We start from the raw sequence: 21,314 nt of genomic DNA on the forward strand, positions 1-21,314 counted from the left end.
TTTTTCCAATTCTGAAAACTTGTAAGCATATCTGAACATAAAAAAACTGAATCTAATCAAGATCCAGTTTTTGTTCCATTTCTTTTTTTGTCATGGTGCCAATGTGTATGTCTTGTATGACGCCTTTTTCATCTAAGATATACGTCGTTGGGTATGACATCACATTATAGTCAGCATTAATCCCTTTTTTATCAATCAGGATGGGAAACGTTAAGTCATAGGTATCAGCAAACGCCTGAACCTGTTTTTCGCTTTTCTCAGCTGAAGTGAAATTAACTGCAACAACCGCAAGTTCGTCAGCGTGCTCTTTTTGCAGCTGTTCCATCGCTGGCATTTCCTGACGGCACGGTTTACACCAAGTTGCCCAGAAATTGAGCAGCACTTTTTTGCCTTTTGTATCTTGTAAGGAACTTTTCTCTCCTGATAGCGTTTTCAAAGAAAAATCAGGTGCTTGCTGTCCCTCTTCAATCCCCACTTCTTTTTTGCTGTATGTTTGATACAAATTCCATCCCATATAACCGGCAAGCACGATAAGCAGGATCCCTGCGAGCCATTTTTTCAGCATATGCCACCTCCGCAGCACACTTTGTCATAAAAAGAAGAGAAAGCTTAATGCCTTCTCTTCCTATTGATTCATCAGGACTGCTTCATTTTATCGCGAAGCACCATTTGCAGGATACCGCCATGGCGGTAGTAATCAATTTCAACTTCACTATCAAAGCGGACAAGTGCTTCAAATGTTTTTACATTTCCGTCTTCATCAATTGCTCTTACTGTAACGATATCACGAGGGCGTACGCTTTCATCAACATCTACCTCGATGACTTCTTTACCAGTTAAGCCGAGTGTTTCCGCATTTTCACCTTGTTTAAATTGAAGCGGCAGCACACCCATGAATACAAGGTTGCTTCTGTGAATTCTTTCAAAGCTCTCAGCAATTACCGTTCTGATGCCAAGAAGGTTTGTTCCTTTTGCAGCCCAGTCACGTGAAGAACCCATACCATAGTCTTTTCCAGCTAATACGACAAGACCGGTTTTATCTTCTTTGTATCTCATGCACGCATCATAGATCGATGTTACTTCACCAGTCGGCCAGTACGTTGTAAATCCACCTTCTGTACCCGGCGCAATTTGGTTTTTGATGCGGATGTTTGCAAATGTTCCTCTCATCATGACTTCATGGTTACCGCGGCGGGAACCGTAGGAGTTAAAGTCACGAGGAGAAACACCTTTCTCTTGCAAGTACTTTCCGGCAGGCGTGTCTTTTCCGATTGCCCCTGCAGGAGAAATGTGGTCGGTTGTGACTGAATCGCCAAACTTACCGACAACACGAAGACCTTTTAATGGTTCAACCTTGCCTGGGTCAACAGACATTTCTTCGAAGAATGGCGGGTTCTGAATGTAAGTTGACTCGCTATCCCATTTATATAATGCTTCATCTGTTGTTTCTATCTCGTTCCAGCGCTTGTTATCGTCAAATACCGTTTCATACTCTTTGCGGAAGAGCTCAGGCGTAACAGTTTGCTTAACAAGTGAATTAATTTCGTCCATTGACGGCCAAATGTCGTTAAAGTATACGTTTTGACCATCTTTGCCCACACCGATCGGATCGGTTTTCAGGTTAATGTTTACCGTTCCAGCCAGCGCATATGCCACAACAAGCGGCGGTGAAGCAAGATAGTTGCCTTTAACAAGCGGGTGAATACGCCCTTCAAAGTTACGGTTTCCGGAAAGGACAGACGTAATCAGAAGATCATTTTTCGCAACTGCTTCTTCAATTTCTGGTGAAAGCGGACCTGAGTTTCCGATACATGTTGTACATCCGTACCCAACGAGGTTAAAACCAAGCTCTTTCATGTATGGAAGAAGGCCTGAATTCACAAGATATCCTGTAACGACTTTAGAACCCGGTGCAAGTGACGTTTTCACGTAATTAGGCACCTTAAGCCCTAATTCAACCGCTTTTTTCGCTACTAGTCCGGCGCCGATCAGAACGTACGGGTTTGATGTATTCGTACAGCTTGTAATCGCAGCAATGGCGATTGCACCCGTTTTCATAACTGTTTCTTCGCCGTTAAGGAGTTTAAATTTAATTTCTTTATCTTCTTCTTCAGGATTTAAACCGAATCCTTGGTTACCAGCAGGGCTGACCAAATGCTTTTTAAATGTTTCCTGCATAGCAGAAAGCGGGATTAAATCCTGAGGACGCTTTGGACCTGATAAGTTTGCTTCAATTTGAGACAGGTCAATTTCAACCACATCAGTAAATTGAGGGTCTTCAGCATCAGGAGTATAGAACAAGCCATTACTTCTGCAGTATGCTTCGACAACATCAATATGTTCAGGATCACGGCCTGTCAAGCGCAGGTAGTTGAGCGCTTCTTCATCTACTGGGAAGAAACCGCATGTAGCGCCGTATTCCGGAGCCATGTTCGCAATTGTTGCGCGATCCGCAAGCGGCAGTTCAGCAATTCCCGGTCCGAAGAATTCAACAAACTTGCCGACAACGCCTTTTTGACGCAGCACCTGTGTCACTTTTAAAGCCAAGTCAGTGGCTGTTGTTCCGTTTGGAAGCTTGCCGACAAGTTTCGCGCCGATTACCTCAGGAACTGGGAAATAAGAAGGCTGTCCAAGCATTCCCGCTTCAGCTTCAATTCCGCCGACACCCCAGCCGAGAACGCCGATACCGTTAATCATTGTAGTATGTGAGTCTGTTCCGACAAGCGTATCAGGATACGTTACAAGCTCGCCGTCTTCTTCAATGGCATGGACGACACTTGCAAGGAACTCTAGGTTTACCTGGTGCACGATACCTGTTGCAGGCGGCACTGCCTGATAGTTATTAAACGCTTTCTTTGCCCAGCTTAAAAATTTGTAGCGCTCTGCATTTCTTTCGAATTCCAAGTCCATATTAATAGCTAACGCATCTTCTGTTCCCGCTTTATCAACCTGTACAGAGTGGTCGATAACGAGATCGACAGGAATTTCAGGGTTAATTTTATCTGGATCTCCGCCGACAGCTGCCATCGCTTTACGCAGTGAAGCAAGGTCTACTACTGCCGGAACCCCTGTGAAGTCTTGTAAAATAACACGAGACGGTTTGAACGGAACGTCGATTTCCTTTAATTCGGCAGTTCCCCATTTTGCCAAATTTTCCACGTGTTCTTTTTTGATGACGAATCCGTCAACCTGACGTAATACTGATTCTAAAAGAACTTTGATGGAATAAGGAAGCTTCGAAACCTTCCCGATACCTGAATCTTCTAACGCTTTTAAAGAGTAGTAATGATATGTTTTCCCATTTGTAGTAAACGTTTTTCTCGCTTGGAAAACGTCTTTTGCTGCAGTTTTTTGCTCGTTTGCCATTCTCCAAAATCCCCCTTCAGATCAGATCATTCTCAGATGAACGTAAATTCCATCACAATTTTCTCACAATTTCATATTAAAACAAAATCATACATAAGTAAATATCAATGTTTTTATTAAATACAATAAGTTCGGCTTATCGGACGAATGTACCGGTAATTATTACTGTTTATGCTCTCTCATATAACGCAACAAAAGGAGCCATATTATGATTGAGGTGATAATGATGGTCAAAAGAAAAGCGAATCACGTAATAAACGGAATGAATGACGCGAAAAGCCAAGGCAAAGGTGCCGGCTACGTCGAAAACGACCAGCTTGTACTGACTGAAGCTGAACGCCAAAATAATAAAAAAAGAAAAACCAATCAATAACACCGGACTCTTTTAAGGAGGTTCTATTTTATGACCAATAAAAATACAAGTAAAGATATGCATAAAAACGCCCCTAAAGGACACAATCCGGGTCAGCCGGAGCCTCTCAGCGGAAGCAAAAAAGTGAAGAACCGAAACCACACAAGACAGAAGCACAACTCAAGCCATGATATGTAAGAAAAGCAGACCTTAGTGTCTGTTTTTTTATGCGTTCACCCATTTCTGATCCTCCGCATATGATGTAAAGCAAGGTTGATATGTGGAGGAATGCTTCCATGACCCATTCAAAACGTAATGATGCTAATGATTTCGATGGTATGGATGAATGGCTTCGGCAATTTTTTGAAGACCCCTTCGCCTGGTACGACGAAACATTGCCTATTGATTTATATGAAACAAGTCAGCAGTATATTATTGAAGCGGATCTGACTTTTTTAAAGCCGACACAAGTAACGGTTACCCTGTCTGGATGCGATTTCATCTTAACGGTCAAATCGTCAGGACAGACTTTTGAAAAACAAATGATGCTTCCTTTTTATTTAAATGACAAAACCATTCAAACCGAATGTGAAAATCAAATACTCACAGTTGCCGTCAATAAAGAAACAGAAGATGGTTCTTCTTTTTCTCTTCAATTTCCTCTCAGCTAACATAAAAAGTCACTTTCATCCCCTATTATGAAAGTGACTTTTTTCCGTCCATTTATCGTCAAATACCCTCTAGTGACTCTCCCATGGCCAAATAGCAGATTCACTATACAATAGAATATGATCTACTATCTCTTTTGACTAGACGTCTATCACTTTTTTCTATTCTTTTTTTACTGTGTTCTTCTAATCTCTCTTCGTATACAATATGGTTAGAATAAGGGGGAATGTTTGATGCTGGAAGGCTGGTTTTTGTGGTTTATTCTGTTTTGGGTGATCATGATGGTTGTCTTATTATCAATCGGCGGTTTTTTTATGTTTCGAAAGTTTCTAAAGCGTTTACCAAAAGAAGACGGCAGGTCAGAGCTTGATTGGCAGGATTACTATATCAAAAACAGCAGGCACTTGTGGAGCGATGAAAACAAACAATTTCTGAATGAATTGGTATCTCCGGTTCCTGAGCTGTTCAGAGATGCAGCAAAAGCCAAAATCGCAGGTAAAATCGGTGAGCTTGCATTAAAAGAAAAGGTATCAAAGATTGATCAGCAACTGATGATCAGAGGCTATATTCTCGCAACTCCTAAAAGAGACCATACCTTCTTAAAAAGGCATCTGCGAGACAAAAAAATCGATCTCGAACCTTATCAGGCCCTTCTTAAATAAAAAACCTTTCCTGACAGGAGGAAAGGTTTTTTAATTCATTTGAATATTAGCTGACTGCAGCTCGTTATGAAGTTTTCGGTATGATAAATACATGGCGATTCTCCACGGCACAATCATACCGAAAGCCAGAATCCAAAACATTCCGCTAAGTGCGCCGTAGTCAATCGATGTGCTTAAGATCGATTTCATCACGATTCTGATCACTAAAAGACCGACTAATATAAATACAAATGCTTTAGAGCGTTTCATGTAAATTTCATTATTTTTAATTTCAAACTTAGAAGTTTTGATGAGAAAAATAGAGAAAATCACGCCTAAAGTGATCGCTTCTAAAAACTCTGCACCAGTTACCCAAAATACCGGAAATAAAAACATTAACGCTCCCGTACTCATAAAAATCGGCGGAAGAATGATTTTTTTCGGTGAAACGGGCTTGTCAGAGGACTTTATTCTGACCACCATCACAGCTACAGCCATTAACATAGCAATAATCGATGAAACTATAATCATCATACTTATCATTCCTTTGTTTCTCGGAGTGTTGATACTATATACTATACTCCAAAACAATAAAAAAAACCATTTTGAAAAGAAATGACTTTAATGGCCCATAACACGGCTAACAGCTTCTAACACTTTTGTTTCCTCGAACGGCTTAACAATAAAGTCCTTTGCTCCCAGCTCAATCGCTTCAGATACAATTCTTTGCTGGCGCATGGCAGTGCACATGATGACCTTCGCTTTAGGATCAAAGGTTAAGATATCACGAAGAGCCTTAATACCATTTTTCACTGGCATTGTAATATCCATTGTCACGATGTCCGGCCGCAGTTTTTTATACATGTCCGCCGCTTGCTCACCGTCCGCCGCTTCGCCTGCGATTATATAATTTGCCTCTTCCAAGATCTCTCTGATTTTCACTCTCATGAACTTGGCGTCGTCTACAACTAAAACTCTTGTCATATTCCCCTCCAAAAATCGATTTCCACAGATAATAGTCTTATTGTACCAAAAACAAAAGGATTAGTAGTAGTTCGAAAGTAATTTACCGTCAAAAACCAGTAAATCCTCCAAACAGATCAGACAGCAAAATAATAATCAGGCTCATCCAATCAAAGAATAACAGCACACCAATCACAATCATCAAAACGCCGCCTGCTTTCATGATTAAAAGCTGGTTCTTTCTTATCCACTTCAGCTTTGTGATAAAAAAAGACAATAAAAGAAACGGAACAGCAAAACCGAGTACATATAACATCATGTACGGCACCGCTGAGCCTGGATTTGTGCTTGCAAGTGTGATAACAGCCGCTAATATCGGACCGGTACAGGGCGTCCATCCCGCCGCAAATGCCATTCCGATTAAGACGGAACCTAAAAACCCGCTTGGTTTGTGCTTAAAATGGATTCTGCGCTCTTTCATGATCGCCTCTGGCCGGAACACGCCAAGCGTAATGAAACCGAACAAAATAATAAGCAACGCGCCAATTTGCCGAATCGCATCGTGATAATCCCTAAACAGGCTGCCAATAAAAGATGTTCCATAACCTAAAGCGATAAAAATGACTGAAAAGCCAAGCAAAAAACACAAAGTATGAAACAAGCTTCTTTTCTGCAGCAGCAGTTTTTCTGTTTTCACATCATCCATGCTGACCCCTGTAATATATGACAAGAAAGCTGGGTAAAGCGGCAGGCAACAAGGTGAAATAAAGGATAGGAATCCCGCTCCAAATGTCAAAAAATAATTCACGTCTCCCATGTCATCATCCCTTCATGATTTGACATTCCTTCAAGTTATGACAAAATCATTTCATTTTTTTAACACTTTCACTTGAAGGATTTCTATTTTTAGAAAAAACTTATATAATTTAATTTGACATTGAGATATTGTACTCCTTCTCATTTGAAAATTAGTATAAATATGGATATAATATAAACATTCACTTTGAAGATCTAATGTATGAAAGGATACATCCCTGTGATTAGAGAGCATCTATTAAATGAAATCGAAAAAAAAAGAGCAGAGCTGCTGCAAATTGTCATGGCGAACGGAATGACATCTCATATTACGATAGAGCTCAGTCAGGAGCTTGACCATCTTCTCATACAATATCAAAAGCAGCGCCTTCGAGCAGTAGCGGGTGATGATTGATTGCAAAATAAAAAACCCGTATAAGGGTTTTTTATTTTATAACCATGTTTCTCTATATCATAATCTTTACGTATTATTTCGTTTGATTATTCATGGCTTTCATCATTTGATTGATTTTCTTTTGAGAAGGTTTCATTCCCATTTGCATCATCATCATGCGTAACATTTGTTCATTAATAGGCGGATTCTTTTTAAGGTAGCTCATCATATATTTACGAGCAATAAAAAACCCGAGTGCAACACCTATGAGCAATGCAACAACGCCCACTAGGATGCCAACCCATAAAGTCATTTTATTTCCTCCTTCATGTTGTCTAGTTTAAAGTGTACTAAACCAAAAGCTATTATACAACATTTACATCTCTTTTTCTTCGGTTTTAGACAAAATTTCTTTCTTTCACCGGATTTAGCCATCCATACCGCTTCGAATTGAAATCCATTGCTAGAAAGCAAGGGCTTACTTTTCTCAACACTTCAAAGAAAATCGTTTCTGCCTCGTAATCCCCCGAAGCCACAATTTCTATCATGTGCTCCTTCATCATAAACGTCGCATGGCCTTTGGCTTTCGGCAAAGCTAATCTATAAATATAATCCAGCTGCCTGTAATCCGCATTGTTTAAATTCATTTTTAACCGCTGATGCATATGTAAAATCGGGATTGGCTGTGTAATATATTGAATCTGTTTCTCTGTCATTTCATACTGCTGCTTTGTCAGGCTTGTCCAATGATAGTCTTGAAACAGCTCAAACATAACCGATTCCCGCCCGAAATAGTGATTGGCAAATTCCTCTTTTATCAGGTACGTATAGTAGTGACGTTCCATCTTTTCATCCCCTTTTGCGGCAGCATTTCATTTGCTCTCTATTATACAAAAGAAGAAAAGAAAGAATTGTCTATTACTGTTAAACAGCCAATACTATTTTTGTCGGATAAACAAGAAAAAGAGGATGATTTGACTCATCCTCTTTGAAAGACTTACTTATTAAGTAATGCTTTAACTCGATTCACTACGTTTGGAACTGAGAAGCCGTATTCGTTGATGATGGTTTCGCCAGGAGCAGATGCACCGAATCGGTCTATGCCGAGCACATCTCCTTCAAGCCCTGTGTATTTGCCCCAGCCAAATGATGCACCCATTTCAATCGCAAGGCGTTTTTTCACATCTGCAGGAAGGACAGTGTTTTTGTATTCATCAGATTGTTTCTCGAAACGGTCCATTGAAGGCATGCTGACAACAGAAACATCAATATTTTCTTTTGCCAGTTCAACCTGTGCTTCAATCGCAAGACCTACTTCTGAGCCTGAAGCGATGAGAAGAGCGTCAGGTGTTTCGTTTTTAGATTTAGATACGACATATGCTCCTTTTTCTACTCCCGCCAACGCTTCTTCAGCTGTTTGGTCGATCGTAGGAAGGTTTTGGCGTGTCAGTACCAGCGCTGTTGGCTGATCAGTGCTTTGCACTGCAAGCTTCCATGCTGCCGCTGTCTCATTGCCGTCTGCAGGACGGATCAAGGAAAGATTAGGCATCGCACGGAGTGAAGCAAGCTGTTCAACAGGCTCGTGCGTCGGGCCGTCTTCACCTACCGCAATACTGTCATGTGTGAAGACATATGTGACAGGAAGACCCATTAATGCTGCAAGGCGAATCGCTGGACGCAAGTAATCAGAGAAGACAAAGAAAGTTCCGCCGAATACACGAAGTCCGCCATGAAGCGCCATGCCGTTTAAGGCTGCACCCATCGCAAATTCACGAACACCAAACCAGAAGTTTTTACCTGAGTAATCAACCGCTGTAAAATCACCGGCATTTTTAATTGTCGTTTTGTTTGACCCCGCTAGGTCAGCAGAACCTCCGACAAAGAAAGGAATTTTTTTCGCAAGTCCGTTGAGAACTTCACCGGAAGATGCACGGGATGCCAGGCTGCTTCCTTTTTCATAAACAGGAACCTCTTGATCCCAGTCCTTCGGAAGCTCTCCTTTGATTGCCAGCTCAAGCTGTTCAGCAAGTTCAGGATAAACTTCTTTATATTTAGCGAATTGGGCATTCCATTCCTGTTCTTTTTTCTCGCCTGATTCTTTAACCGCTGCAGCGAAATGCTCATATACTTCTGACGGAACGTAGAAATCCTCTTCATACGTCCACGCGTAAGCTTCTTTTGTTAACTTGCTTTCCTCTTTACCAAGCGGCGCACCGTGAACACCGGATGTGCCGGCACGGTTAGGTGAACCAAAACCGATTGTCGTTTTCACTTCAATTAATGTAGGTTTCTTTTCATTTTGGCGTGCTTTTTCGATAGCCGCTGTTAATTCTTCAATGTTGTTTCCGTCCTCAACATAAAGAACTTCCCAATTCATGGCCTCAAAACGCTGTTTCACGTTTTCAGAGAATGAACGGTCAAGATCTCCATCGAGAGAGATGTCATTAGAATCGTATAATACGATCAGACGGCCAAGCTGAAGATGGCCTGCGAGTGAAGCGGCTTCAGAAGAAATACCTTCCATTAAATCACCATCACCGCAAATACTGTATGTATAATGATCGACTACGTTAAATGAATCACGGTTGTAAGTTTCTGCTAAATGGCGTTCAGCAATAGCCATTCCGACCGCCATGGCAATTCCTTGGCCAAGCGGACCTGTTGTTGCATCAACACCGGCAGTATGTCCAAATTCCGGGTGTCCAGGTGTTTTGCTGCCCCATTGGCGGAATCCCTTGAGATCTTCGATGCTAAGATCAAACCCGCTTAAATGAAGCATGCTGTATAAAAGTGCTGATCCGTGTCCAGCAGATAAAACAAAACGGTCACGGTTAAACCAGCCAGGGTTTGCCGGACTTACGTTCATAAATTTTGTCCACAGTGTGTATGCCATTGGAGCGGTCCCCATTGGCATCCCTGGGTGACCAGAATTTGCTTTTTCAATAGCGTCTATTGACAGTGTGCGAATGGTAGCAACTGATTTCTTTTCAATTGTATCCATAAAAATCCCCTTCCTTATGTGTTGTACCCTTACATCATAAATGTCTGACGACTTTTTCTCAACTGTTTCAGCTTAAATTTGAGAGAAACTTGTTGAATTTTGTCACATAAAAGTTTTGCTTATAGTATATACAAAAGAGGAATACGATATTTCCGTATTCCTCTTATATTAGTGAAGTTTGTTATTTCTTTGTTCTCTTTTTAGTTTTTCTGGTGTTACATCATTGCCTTCTGGGTCAATGATTTTCACACTTTTTAAAGTGTTTTTCATAGAAGAGCGAAACCCTTTCAGGTACTCTTGACGGAGCTTTTGCTGTTCGGCTTTTTCTTCTTCTGTAATAACGCCAGCTTTGGCTTTGGCAGCAAGTTCATTAATTCTTGCAATTTTTGCGTTTGAAATCATGTTAAACTCCTTTATTGCATTTTGTCTATATAGTACTAGATCAAAAAGAGTTTTACAACTGATTCACTCGGCTGTCTCTTCATTCTCTATGTATTCCTGAAACCGCCGGTGGACGGTCGCTTTAGACACATCATAGCCAAACCCTCTTAGCGTAGCCGCGATTTCTGCGAACGTCAGTTTATTCGCTCTTAGGCGGACGATCTCTGAGATTGGTACCTCTATTCTTTCTTTTCCGCTGTTTTCATGTTGGTTTTTCAGGTTTTTTTGCGGTTTAAACCCGTTTTTTACTGCACGCTTCATTCCCCGCTTGATTTTCATGTTGTGAATTTTCCGCTGGTACTCTTCCACAATGCTGACGATCTCCAGCACCATCGAGTCAGCCTCCGATAACTCCAGTTCCCCTCTGTGAGCTGTTGTATAGACTTTCACACCTTCTCTGTAGATACAATGAAGCAGTGCGATTTTTGCATTTCCCCGTCCAAGCCTAGTCTCATCCTGAACCAAAATAACATCAATTCCCGAATTCTTGATCTCATCGAGCAGCTCAAATACACCGTCCCGGTCCATTTCATATCCGCTGGCTTTTTCAGAAATCACTTTGACGACTTCCATGCCGTTCTCGGCTGCAATCGCTGTAAGCTCCTCCTCCTGCCGCTTTAATGAAGTCTCCTGCTGTTCTTTATTTGTACTTACGCGGGCATAAATGAGTGCTTTCATTTTTTCTATCTATCCTCTCTATCTTACAGTTGCCAATTCATATGCATCCTGATGCTTCTTTTTCAACGGAATCACCAATTCATCTCCCGGCTGGATATCAGACGTCTGAAGATGATTGTTATCAGCTACCCATTCAATAAATTCACTTTTGTTTATCTTTTTTTTATCTGCTACCTGATCAGCAATTGACCATAGTGTATCGCCTTGCTGAACTTCTATTTTAACATACTGATTAAGCTCCTGGCCGCTGCTTGTATATGACAGCAAAAGGATAACCGCGCTCAAAATCACTGTGAACAGACCGACAAAAATAATAGATTCTTTACTCATGCTCATAACCTCCAACAGGAATGTTTGTTCGCCTTTTTATAATTTCAGTATATACGAACACACGTTTCTGTCAATTGTTTTTTCGAACCTATGTTTGTACTGTAAGGAAAATCATGCTATAATCTTCTTAAAATCGACGTTTTGAGGTGCAAAAAATGACGAAGCTATCAAAAAGGCAACTTGATATCCTCCGTTTTATTAAAGCAGAGGTTAAATCAAAAGGATATCCGCCTTCCGTGAGAGAGATCGGAGAGGCTGTCGGGCTTGCTTCCAGTTCAACTGTCCACGGTCACTTGGCCCGTTTGGAAACAAAAGGGCTGATCAGACGGGATCCGACAAAACCAAGAGCTATAGAAATTCTTGATGAAGAAGTAGACATTCCGCAAAGCCAGGTCGTTAATGTGCCGGTCATCGGGAAAGTCACGGCGGGATCTCCTATTACAGCAGTAGAAAATATTGAAGAATATTTTCCGCTTCCAGACCGAATGGTTCCACCTGACGAGCATGTGTTTATGCTGGAGATTATGGGAGACAGTATGATTGACGCTGGTATTCTCGATAAGGATTATGTCATCGTTAAACAGCAAAACACAGCGAACAACGGGGAAATTGTAGTTGCGATGACAGAAGATGATGAAGCTACGGTAAAACGTTTCTATAAAGAGGATACTCACATTCGCTTACAGCCTGAAAACCCAACGATGGAACCTATCATCTTGCAGAATGTCAGCATTCTAGGGAAAGTGATTGGCGTATTCAGAACCGTCCACTAATCTATTGATCTATCAGAAGCATAAAACAACCCCCTCTTCCTTTATGGAGAGGGGGTTTATTGTTCAAAAAAAGCAGGCCCGCCCTAACTTTTAGGTGCGAGCCTGAATAGGAGGAAAAAGAACATCATGTTTACACCATAATTATCCACCAAAAGATTGTTGAAGTCAAGAAATTTTCTTTCCTTTAGGAAACTTTTATGAATGTTGTCTGTTTAAAACATTAGACGTTATCTTCTTAAAAACGTTTCATTTTCTGAGGTCGTGGAATGATAAGGCTTCATGTTCATTTAAGGAGCGCGACAACTGAATTTTATGAAAATTTAGTACATAGTTTAGTTAGTTCAACATATACTAAAAAACAGCTCACTTTCTTAATCGTCGTGAGCTTTAATCAAAATGAAAATATTCTATACCATAACTGCCCTTTACCCGAACACTTGTGCAGTATTCTGAATGCTCTTCGGCAAATATACGGTATCGATGAAATGGGTCAATAGAAACCTTATCCTGAGCTCTAAAATCTAACCAGCTGCCGCTGAATTGCTTCGTGCTCAGCGTAGTATAATCCCCCGTAAGCCCCAGCCGCTGAAGTTTAATCTCAACTGAGCAAGTATTGGCCCCCAAGATCGTAAACTGATAACCTAAAAAATAGTCGATTGCCGAAACATCACTGATATTTTCCAAAACAAAAGATTTTGTACTGTCATTTAAAATAAAGTCTGTTTTGTGCTCAAAATCTAAAGCTGTCGCATGGGTACTGCCAATGCCAAAAAAACACATCAAAACTGCCGATATGGCCAAGATTTTTATTTTCAACTTCATCCCTCCTTCACCATATTTTACCATACATGAGATTTATGTATATGTTCTGTGTGATATTTCGAGTTTGTTTTAATCATAAAATTCCATATGCGTTTTTTCCTGTTTATAATAACGAAGCCTGTCTTGAAGGGTTCCGGTATGAAATTCAAATTTGTGGCCGTCAGGGTCGGTAAAATAAATCGATTTTCGATCGCGTTCATCTCGTTCTCTGCCAGGCAGAATATTGGCATGAAACCTTTTTAATTTTGCTGACATGTCCTCAAACTCCCGCTCTTCAATGGTAAAAGCAATATGGGTATAAGACGCCTTAATGTCATTTCTCGGAATGTCAGGTTCTTCATTAAGTGCAAGCCAGATGCCATTTAAATCAAAATATGCTGTTGTTCCCCCCTTTACCAGCAGCTTGGCACCAAACACATCCCGATAAAAATCAATCGATGTATCCAGATGAGAAACTGAAAATAACAAGTGATTGATTCCTTTTATCTCCACAAATCATTCCTCCTCGAAAGCTGATCATCCATATGTACGTTCTTTTACCAAGAAAGTTCCATACAGCCAGAAAAAAATACCAGTGTAAACAAAACCGGTTTGTTCAAAATAATGACTGTAACAAACATGGTCTTACTTGCTAGGAGTTTCCTCAAAAATAACAATTTAGGTGGTCAAATGAAACATATCATTGCACTTGCTTCAAAGATTGCTTTCTCTCTCGCCCTTTTATATGTAATTTTGGACAGAGTCTATCACGCGCCCTTTTTAAGCGTGCTTTTTATTGCATTTTTCTTAGGTTTTGTATCATACCTTTCCGGTGACATGATCGTTCTTCCGAGAACAAACAATATTACAGCTTCATTGGCTGACTTTGGACTTTCATTCGTTATTCTTTGGGTCTTTGTTTTAACTCAAACAAGAAACGATTTCCCACCGTTTGCAGCCGCTCTTCTTTCCGCTGCCTGTCTTACTGTTTTTGAATACTTCTTTCATCGGTATTTGCTGGAAAATGTGCTGGATGAAACCTTTCGAAATGAACTGACAGCCAAGGATAACACTCTGCAATATCAAACAGAAGCCGCAGATGAGCTGTTTCCTGACGTTACGAATGAGAAGCATGAGGAATAGGAGGCTGCCTTGTCGCCTCCTATTTTTCAGTAGTTACTTTTTAAAAAACTGGATATCACTTCTGTAAAATCATAAAACCTCTCATTTTGGGTAACAGATCTGCTTTCTAAGGAAAAAATGCCGAACAAAGATTTTCTAAAACCTGTGCTCATTTCTAGCTGGATGCTCAGGCCTGTTTTTGATTTGTTTGCAATGTTATTCGGACTTACGCCTGCATGCGGATGGTCCGTACTGAGCAATACAGCAGGAAAACCGGCATTTTTTAGTTTCTCAACTAAATCTGCCGCTCTTACGCGATCTGTACCGCCGACTTCGATCTGCTGATCTTCTTCTGCATATCCGTGCAATGAAATGACATATTCATGACTTCCCGTCATCTTCAGGGCCCGGGGCTCATCAAAATGCGTACTCGTAATATGCAGCACTGAGTTTCCTGACGATTTCAAGCCTTCAAATAAATACATCGAGTACTCTTTGCTGAGCTCTCTCGCTATTTCACTTGTCCCGCCTTCAATACCTCCTCCATGAATGGCTAAAACAAGGACAGGACTGCCGGTTTCCTTCGTAACAATGCCGTAATGAGAAGGATCTTCATTGTTTTTTAATTCCTCAAAATTCTGATATACATCTTCAGCATATATTGAAGAAATCGGCGTGAACACCACAAAAATAAACAATAATTTTACAATTTTAAGAGTTGATGGAAAACATTTGGCTATGTTACAATCAACATGCTTCAAGGAATGGAGCAAACGGCGGAGCAGGGATACTTTGGCCGGTTTCATCTACTCCGCCTCTAAGTCCAAATAAACAGGATGTCGGTTTCTTTGAGGCTTTAGCACGAATTCTCTCATCCTCCTTGTTAAATTTTTGTTAAATTCACAATATTATATACCATTAGCCCGGGCGCTGTTCTTCTCATTTCTGAATTTATGAAAAGTAAGTTGGCACCACCTTTATCCCAATTCCCATATCAAACAGAAAAAAACGCACCTGCCCTTTGGCCTGTGCGTTTTTACCTTCTTTTCATTCTTCTTTTCTTTGCTTTATTCAGTTTCATGATGTTTTTTTCAATTTTTCTTATTTTTCGCCTTTGCGGGATTGTTTTCACTTCACGATAAACAGCGATAAACCCGCTTAATGTCACTGCTGCGATGTAAATGACTCGGTGTTTGATAAACCGGTCAGCGCGTCCATGAACATCCGCCTCTTTTTCCAGCCTTTCGATCACATCTTTATCAAACAGCTGATCGACATACAGTTGTTTCATTCCCACTGCAAATCCCGCAGCCAGCCAAAGAATCAGAAAACTACTGATAAAAAACATCACAATATCCTTCCTTTCCCGTCTAGATGCGCAGAATGGGAATGTGGCTGATTGAATCGTCAAACAGGGTTTCAGCCGAAGCCTCTTCTCTATGTTAGGTTCTTTCATTTGGGCGGGCAATATGTGTAATGCTGTAATGAACAGTTAGAAATTTTATTCCAAACAGCCACATGTGATGAATGGCGGTTAATCTGTTGTCATGCGCAGCTTCTATCAGAAAGGTTTCAGATAAAGGCAGCGGACAAGTTCCCGCTCTGGTTTGCAGATAAATCCCCTCATCTCCAGCTCCGCTTTTTCTACGCCTACTCGTCAAAACCAGCTTCTCATGATGATGATAAGGCTTTAAAATACCTGTCATGCTGCTGAACGGAAGCGGGAGGGAGATGTTCATATACCCTTCTCCATTTGAACGATACACTGAATATAGAGCGGTAAAAATGGTTTCGTTTTTCTCATTTGTTCTGATCCAGGCACGCACTTTGTGTCTTCCGTCTTTTTTCGAATTGACACCCTTTATCGTGCTGTACATCCTATACCAGTCAGGGTTCGTCGACAGATGTATTTGGCCGGTTCTTCTGCTGAACCATTCGTAAACAATTGCAAACGGCCGAAACCATGTGCTCCACGTCACTTTTGCCTTTACATCATAATCAATGGTTTGTTCATAAAACGATAGAATGAACGGCGCCAGATTTCCCGGTGAAAAATCTTTTGAACGAAGGATTCCCATATCATCCACAAGCCCTCTGTATTGAGCGTTATTTTCAGCTTGAATGTTAGCTAAAAAGTCTTTTCCAATCCTTCTTTTTCCGTAGATACGGCTGAATGTCTTTACGCTGTCTGCATCAAAAGGCTTCGTAGCTTCTATTCTCCATCCAATGAGAGCGGGCAATATAACAGCAAACGCGTTGACAAAACCGTGAATCCAAATCATCTGATTGATGGTCAGTGTAACCTCTTGCCGAAATACACCAAATGAATAAACCATCGAGAAAGTGATCGTTATCATTAAAACGGCCGAAGAAAGCCGAATAAGAATTTTACCCGTCTTGCTCCGAAAAGCTGTGGTGAACACCAAAAAAGCGTGAAGATAAAGGGCCGCCATATAGATGCCAACCGCAATGACATCAAGTGTTTTTGAATATGTGATGCCAAGCGCGATAAGAAGGGGCGAAAATAAAATTACCCATGTTATCCACCTGTACAACATCCGCTTTTTTCTGGTGATTCTCCCGAGCAAGCCGTTAAAGATTGGAATCAGAAAAGCAGAATAGTGAAAGTGGACAGCAGTCAGCAAAATGATGAGAGGGCCAAATTGCATTATCTTCAAATGTGCAGCATAAGCAAAAAACCAAAACCCTCCGCCCGCCAAATAGATAAGCCCGAACAAAATTGATGTCTCTTCAATTCTATGTATCTTTGTTTCCCAAAGGCGAAGGATTCCGTAAAACGCAAGAAAAATTGTGTACATCCACCAAATCAGAGCGAAATCTCCGATGTCTGTCACAAGAGCCAGTACCGCAAAGAAAGCGGCTGCCGGATAGCACTTTATTAACCCAGATTCTAGAGATTGAGCAGCCCGGAGCGGCGATTGATGAAAGACAAAAGGAAAAATTCCCGGTACAAAATAAAGAATGGATAGCAAAACAAGTGTCTCTGCCACTGATATATGGGGTGTTTCCGCTGCAAGAAATCCTATAAAGCAAAGCGTACTGATCATGCCATTTCGTTTTAGCATGGTTCTCTCTCTTCTTCCTGAAACGTTCCTTTATAAAAGAAAAGAGTACCGAGAATTGTATTTTGCACATGCACTTGAATGGTGAAGCAATTCTTGCTTTCGTCAAACGTTTCGCAAACAACTGATGTACCCGTCAGCCATTTTGGCAGCGGTATTCTTTTTCCGCATAGCAATAGCCATTGCTTTCCCGATGTAATCGTAAGAGAGCCATCAGGAGATGCCTCGAACGCTAAAACAGACAGCAGAAGATGAGGTTTGCCGAAGAAATCAAGTATTCTATCTTCTTTTTCGTCGTAAACCATTATCGCGTCAAAGAAACGTTTATTGCCTTTAAAGTAAAATGTACGATTCCATTCTATCCCGATATGATCCCGATTCATAAGACAAGTTCTATTTTGTATCGTAAAAGGGATGTCTTTTCCTCTTTCTGAAAAGAAGCACCTGAAAAAAACACCCAGCTTTAACAGCATTCTGACCAGAAAAGAGCCTCCGCTTATCTCTGACATCGTTCCTGTCCCGCTGAATGTATGAGATTCGTCTAACTGATAGCGTTTTTGCAGCTTGGGATGCAGCAAATGATAGTTAATGATCGTTTTTTCATAAATCGAACTCACAATGTCACTTCTTTCTTTTTCGTTTTGTGTGCCAGGCACTGGGGAGCTGAAGACTAAGAACACCGCTTGCCGCAGAAAACACACACAACAGCATCGATAATAATATCTCGGAACCTACAAAAGCGAATCCAGCAAAGATACAAGCCTGGCCGGCGTGAATGATCCATTTTCTCTTTAAAGGAATCAGCCATAACATACCCATACCTATCTCCGCTGTTTCTGCAAAAATGCTTGTTTCAAAACCTGTAAAGCCTTGATAAAACCAAAACAGACTGAAAAACAGACATATTATCACATAGACGATAGCAGATCGAATTGTGTGTTTGGGATGTTTATTTTGCTCGATCCAAAGCCTTAATGCATCAAAGCTCCATGCAGTCGCCCAGCCAAGCAGCGGCCGAAATAATAAACGATCGATCCATTTTCCCGGCAGTCCGTAGGCTGTCTTATATTGGTACTGTGTTAAAAAAGTAATTTTCCCGTTATCTTGCTGTATGTACTTCCAGTAGCCGCTGCCGTGCTGAATCAGAGATAACGGATGATCAGAGCCAAAAGCCAGTGAGGAAACTCTTTCAGATGAACCTTCGTTGATAACACCAACTGTTTCTCCTGTACCTGATACCTTTAATCCAAAGCCTATCCTTGTTTCGTAAAGAAACTTCTGCTTTTCGTTTGGCTGCTTATGCAAATATGTGATATTTGAAAACCGGAGGTCCCATTCCTTATGCAGCAATGGGTTTTGTGTATATTGCCAGAGCTTATCCAGATCAGATCTCATTTCGATTTCTACATAAATCGGTTTCTGTCTCACAGCCCCTCCTCCCTTCTATTTCAAGCAATTCCTATATTAGCATATTGACTATTTTAAAAATGCTTTCCTCCCAAAAAAAAGTATATTTCAATCCCGAAAAATGCATAGAAAAAGAAGAGATGTTTCTTCTCTTCTGATTTTAAGCACCTATTTGATTCATTGTTGTGTTTTAACCGTTCCATAATGAGTAATTGTGGCGTTAACGCTGTACGTGATGGTAGCCTTACTGAAGGTGTCATCCCAATTATTTTTCACCTTTTTCCATAAGTCCGGATGTTCAAGTCTTAATGATTCATCAAAACCCGCAACATCTGCTTTATAATCATCCTGAAGTTTTTTTAATACATTACCGACTATTTTCTTTACTTCGTTTTCAGTATTCGTTTCAATACGTTCTAAAAACTGGGTGTCCAAAGTCTCTTTTGTGTTCCAGTTTTCAACCAAGTCCCCTTCTGATTCAATATCGACATGGAATGAAATATCTGTTCCTTTTACTATGGGCTTGATTTTGCTTTTTATATAATTGATATCGTACACAATCACCTGTTGGCTCTTTTTATCATAGCTTTTGACAACTCCGCCTTTTCCTTCCCCGGCAATCCATGTAATCCCCTCCGTTTCATATTCATTTAAAGTGCCAATCATTTTTTTAGACTTCCCGTTGATTACCGCCGCTCCGGAATACTTGATTGCTCCATTCGCCGCTACCACATTTTGCAGTAAAAAGCTGCTGCCAGAATGAAGTTTGCCGATTAGTTTCGCGAGTGTCACAGGGGGAAGAATTCTTGAAACTTTATGTTCATTTTCACCTAATCCAACCAGCCGAAATGCCGGAATTTCACCGCTCTCTTTCAGCTGGAGGGCTTCCCTCGCCTCCCCTTTTGCAGATAAAACAAGACAGCTCAGCCTAATTTCATTATCACGAAAAAATTGATCCAGCATTTTGTCGATAGGATATGTACGCAGCACATCTTCACTCATGACAACAACTTTTAAATGCGGGCTAAACACTTCACGGTCCCTTCTTAACGCAATCTCGCTTCCAATCTGCTGTAACGAATCCCCTGTTTCACTAATATTAATATACGCTTTCTGCGCCCCTTGCCCGCCACTGCCTCCACTGCTTGTCCCCGCACCTGCCGCTTTTTCATTAACAAATTGATAGGTTAGCGTAATGTTGTCTTTTTTCGGATAGCTCCCGCCTTCTTCTTTTAATTCTTTCTCAGTGTTTGTTTCTTTCCCTTTATCAATTGCGATAGCGAATGTGAGACCCAGCTCTTCTATTTCCCGGCTGCTCCAGCACCCTGTTACACAAATCATCAGCAGACATAATATAACGATAGCGGACACTGGATGTTTTATTTTACTTTTCACCTCTTTTCCTCCATTTCGATATAACTAAAAGCAAAATCGGCAAAGCGCCAAATATATACAAAGCCATATGACTGACCATATCACCCAAAATAAACACATCATTTTCATTTTTCGGCATGCAAGAGAGGATATAAATAACAGGAAGTAGCCCAAACATACATGAAATGGGTTTCTTTTTGAAAACTTGCGAGACTCCTAAAGATGCTGCATAAAAAGTGATAATAAATGTGGCAAAAAGCTGCATAATCCAAATGACTAGCAAAAATGATTCAAACCGTTCAAAGATTAAACCCGGTATTTCAAAACTTCTCATCAGGTCAAGTCCCGGCCATGTTCTCGTCACAACACCATCAACTGACAGTGCACCGATGACCATAATCAGGGTAATCATATAAAAACACGTTACAACCCCTGTACCCATGAACACCGCCTTCACTGCATTCTTCGGCTTCTTCATAAACGCTACTAAGATGAGCATAATTTCTGAACACGTAAATGAAAGTGTCGTTGTCTTAACTCCTTTGAGGACCGGCATTATTCCATTACCTAATACAGGGCGTAAATTGTTGACCTCAAATATACCTATACTCATGAGGGCTACAGTTAAAAAGATGATAACCGTAATCGGAAAGATCATTTCAAATAGCCGGGCAATTGGATCGAGCCCTTGTGTTATCGAATAAAGCCCAATCCAAAGAACTGTCATAATAATGGCCCAAAACGGTGTCCCTTCAAGGAGAAAAAACTCCACAATTTCGCACATGACTCTGACTTCAAATGCACCGAGTGCCAGAAAATAAGTAATAAAAACAATACTGATCAAACGGCCGAGCCATTTTCCTACAATATGTCCGGAGTATTCATAAAAGGTTTCCTTAGGATACTGCTGGCTTAATTTAACTATAATTATCCCGGCTATTACCGCAATGCCCCCGCCTAATAAAACTGAAATCCATCCATCAGGAGATTTCGTTTGTTCTGTTACTGTCCGGGGGAGTGTAAGAACTCCGGCGGCAAGCATATAATTAATGATGATAATCGTTGCCTGAGCGGTTGTGATTTTACTGGTTGGGCTGAACATGAGACTTTATCACCATCCTGTC

At 40.9% G+C, this 21,314-nt stretch carries 27 protein-coding genes; 7 read left to right on the forward strand and 20 right to left on the reverse strand.

All coding sequences use genetic code 11. The annotated features are described in order from the left end of the window. Nucleotides 1–52 precede the first annotated feature (52 nt). Together CVV77_RS03170 and acnA are read right to left on the reverse strand one after the other, a co-directional pair. Nucleotides 53–565 carry a redoxin domain-containing protein gene (locus CVV77_RS03170; protein WP_003238185.1) on the reverse strand — a complete coding sequence of 171 codons (513 nt, stop codon included), beginning with the start codon at nt 563–565 and terminating at the stop codon, nt 53–55. 71 nt (nt 566–636) lie between these two features. Further along, nucleotides 637–3,366, reverse strand: a complete 2,730-nt coding sequence (acnA, locus tag CVV77_RS03175; protein WP_100274627.1) for an aconitate hydratase AcnA — start codon at nt 3,364–3,366, stop codon at nt 637–639. Nucleotides 3,367–3,592: 226 nt separating this feature from the next. On the opposite strand from acnA, the gene sspO reads away from it, so the two are divergent. The 4 genes from sspO to yneK all read left to right on the forward strand — a co-directional run bounded on the left by sspO (nt 3,593) and on the right by yneK (nt 5,049). After that, on the forward strand, nt 3,593–3,739 hold the full coding sequence (sspO, locus tag CVV77_RS03180; RefSeq protein WP_003221239.1) for an acid-soluble spore protein SspO: 147 nt from the start codon (nt 3,593–3,595) through the stop codon (nt 3,737–3,739). 30 nt (nt 3,740–3,769) lie between these two features. After that, nucleotides 3,770–3,916, forward strand: a complete 147-nt coding sequence (locus CVV77_RS03185) for a small acid-soluble spore protein P (RefSeq protein ID WP_003221237.1) — start codon at nt 3,770–3,772, stop codon at nt 3,914–3,916. An 80-nt stretch (nt 3,917–3,996) separates the two neighbouring features. Continuing rightward, entirely contained in the window at nt 3,997–4,389 is a 393-nt protein-coding gene (gene cotM, locus CVV77_RS03190; RefSeq protein ID WP_080010816.1) for an outer spore coat protein CotM, read from the forward strand. 231 nt (nt 4,390–4,620) lie between these two features. Beyond that, the gene (yneK, locus tag CVV77_RS03195) at nt 4,621–5,049 is read left to right on the forward strand and encodes a DynA interaction protein YneK (protein WP_003238189.1); all 429 of its coding nucleotides are present in this window, start codon (nt 4,621–4,623) and stop codon (nt 5,047–5,049) included. 30 nt (nt 5,050–5,079) lie between these two features. On the opposite strand, the gene CVV77_RS03200 is transcribed toward yneK, so the two are convergent. The 3 genes from CVV77_RS03200 to ccdA all read right to left on the reverse strand — a co-directional run bounded on the left by CVV77_RS03200 (nt 5,080) and on the right by ccdA (nt 6,808). Next, complete coding sequence (locus CVV77_RS03200) at nt 5,080–5,571, reverse strand: CcdC family protein (protein WP_100274628.1); 492 nt, start codon at nt 5,569–5,571, stop codon at nt 5,080–5,082. A gap of 78 nt (nt 5,572–5,649) precedes the next feature. Further along, nucleotides 5,650–6,012, reverse strand: coding sequence for a response regulator (locus CVV77_RS03205; RefSeq protein WP_084992318.1), 363 nt, complete (start codon nt 6,010–6,012; stop codon nt 5,650–5,652). An 88-nt stretch (nt 6,013–6,100) separates the two neighbouring features. After that, on the reverse strand, nt 6,101–6,808 hold the full coding sequence (gene ccdA / locus CVV77_RS03210; protein WP_003238193.1) for a cytochrome c-type biogenesis protein CcdA: 708 nt from the start codon (nt 6,806–6,808) through the stop codon (nt 6,101–6,103). Nucleotides 6,809–7,027: 219 nt separating this feature from the next. On the opposite strand from ccdA, the gene ynzD reads away from it, so the two are divergent. After that, nucleotides 7,028–7,201, forward strand: coding sequence for an aspartyl-phosphate phosphatase YnzD (ynzD, locus tag CVV77_RS03215; RefSeq protein WP_003238195.1), 174 nt, complete (start codon nt 7,028–7,030; stop codon nt 7,199–7,201). Between the two features lie 73 nt (nt 7,202–7,274). Here ynzD and CVV77_RS03220 read toward each other — a convergent pair whose 3' ends face one another. The 6 genes from CVV77_RS03220 to yneA form a co-directional block, all read right to left on the reverse strand. Then, nucleotides 7,275–7,493: a YneF family protein gene (locus CVV77_RS03220; RefSeq protein WP_003221221.1), complete on the reverse strand. Its 219-nt coding sequence runs from the start codon at nt 7,491–7,493 to the stop codon at nt 7,275–7,277. An 85-nt stretch (nt 7,494–7,578) separates the two neighbouring features. Next, complete coding sequence (sirA, locus tag CVV77_RS03225; protein WP_003238200.1) at nt 7,579–8,025, reverse strand: sporulation inhibitor of replication protein SirA; 447 nt, start codon at nt 8,023–8,025, stop codon at nt 7,579–7,581. A gap of 152 nt (nt 8,026–8,177) precedes the next feature. Next, a complete protein-coding gene (gene tkt, locus CVV77_RS03230; RefSeq protein ID WP_100274629.1) occupies nt 8,178–10,181 on the reverse strand; it encodes a transketolase in 2,004 nt (667 codons plus the stop codon). Nucleotides 10,182–10,349: 168 nt separating this feature from the next. After that, nucleotides 10,350–10,583: a DUF896 domain-containing protein gene (locus CVV77_RS03235; RefSeq protein ID WP_003231595.1), complete on the reverse strand. Its 234-nt coding sequence runs from the start codon at nt 10,581–10,583 to the stop codon at nt 10,350–10,352. A 63-nt stretch (nt 10,584–10,646) separates the two neighbouring features. Then, nucleotides 10,647–11,300 (reverse strand): YneB family resolvase-like protein, encoded by a 654-nt coding sequence (locus CVV77_RS03240; RefSeq protein ID WP_019258523.1) that lies wholly within the window; start codon nt 11,298–11,300, stop codon nt 10,647–10,649. 18 nt (nt 11,301–11,318) lie between these two features. Beyond that, nucleotides 11,319–11,636, reverse strand: a complete 318-nt coding sequence (yneA, locus tag CVV77_RS03245; RefSeq protein ID WP_100274630.1) for a cell division suppressor protein YneA — start codon at nt 11,634–11,636, stop codon at nt 11,319–11,321. Nucleotides 11,637–11,785: 149 nt separating this feature from the next. Here yneA and lexA point away from each other — a divergent pair, with 149 nt between their 5' ends. Further along, a complete protein-coding gene (gene lexA, locus CVV77_RS03250) occupies nt 11,786–12,403 on the forward strand; it encodes a transcriptional repressor LexA (protein ID WP_003238209.1) in 618 nt (205 codons plus the stop codon). Between the two features lie 387 nt (nt 12,404–12,790). Here the strand turns inward: lexA and CVV77_RS03260 are convergent, their stop codons facing one another. Further along, a complete protein-coding gene (locus CVV77_RS03260) occupies nt 12,791–13,219 on the reverse strand; it encodes a hypothetical protein (RefSeq protein ID WP_100274631.1) in 429 nt (142 codons plus the stop codon). 75 nt (nt 13,220–13,294) lie between these two features. Continuing rightward, a complete protein-coding gene (gene fosB, locus CVV77_RS03265; protein ID WP_100274632.1) occupies nt 13,295–13,717 on the reverse strand; it encodes a metallothiol transferase FosB in 423 nt (140 codons plus the stop codon). 177 nt (nt 13,718–13,894) lie between these two features. Here fosB and CVV77_RS03270 point away from each other — a divergent pair, with 177 nt between their 5' ends. Further along, on the forward strand, nt 13,895–14,347 hold the full coding sequence (locus tag CVV77_RS03270) for a YndM family protein (protein WP_100274633.1): 453 nt from the start codon (nt 13,895–13,897) through the stop codon (nt 14,345–14,347). A 26-nt stretch (nt 14,348–14,373) separates the two neighbouring features. Here CVV77_RS03270 and CVV77_RS03275 read toward each other — a convergent pair whose 3' ends face one another. From CVV77_RS03275 to CVV77_RS03305, 7 genes are all read right to left on the reverse strand, one after another. Then, entirely contained in the window at nt 14,374–15,132 is a 759-nt protein-coding gene (locus CVV77_RS03275) for a poly-gamma-glutamate hydrolase family protein (RefSeq protein WP_100274634.1), read from the reverse strand. Between the two features lie 230 nt (nt 15,133–15,362). Continuing rightward, a complete protein-coding gene (locus tag CVV77_RS03280; RefSeq protein ID WP_181280831.1) occupies nt 15,363–15,677 on the reverse strand; it encodes a hypothetical protein in 315 nt (104 codons plus the stop codon). A 91-nt stretch (nt 15,678–15,768) separates the two neighbouring features. Further along, complete coding sequence (locus CVV77_RS03285; RefSeq protein WP_100274636.1) at nt 15,769–17,412, reverse strand: YndJ family protein; 1,644 nt, start codon at nt 17,410–17,412, stop codon at nt 15,769–15,771. Continuing rightward, complete coding sequence (locus CVV77_RS03290) at nt 17,406–18,026, reverse strand: DUF4166 domain-containing protein (RefSeq protein ID WP_100274637.1); 621 nt, start codon at nt 18,024–18,026, stop codon at nt 17,406–17,408. The genes CVV77_RS03285 and CVV77_RS03290 overlap by 7 nt, the downstream gene beginning before the upstream one ends. Nucleotides 18,027–18,030: 4 nt before the next feature. Further along, the gene (locus tag CVV77_RS03295; protein ID WP_100274638.1) at nt 18,031–18,837 is read right to left on the reverse strand and encodes a hypothetical protein; all 807 of its coding nucleotides are present in this window, start codon (nt 18,835–18,837) and stop codon (nt 18,031–18,033) included. 156 nt (nt 18,838–18,993) lie between these two features. Then, a complete protein-coding gene (locus CVV77_RS03300; RefSeq protein ID WP_395940376.1) occupies nt 18,994–20,157 on the reverse strand; it encodes a Ger(x)C family spore germination protein in 1,164 nt (387 codons plus the stop codon). A 43-nt stretch (nt 20,158–20,200) separates the two neighbouring features. Beyond that, on the reverse strand, nt 20,201–21,292 hold the full coding sequence (locus CVV77_RS03305) for a spore germination protein (protein WP_019258515.1): 1,092 nt from the start codon (nt 21,290–21,292) through the stop codon (nt 20,201–20,203). Between the last annotated feature and the right edge of the window lie 22 nt (nt 21,293–21,314).

This window comes from Bacillus sp. SN1 (assembly GCF_002796895.1).
GTDB lineage: Bacteria > Bacillota > Bacilli > Bacillales > Bacillaceae > Bacillus > Bacillus inaquosorum.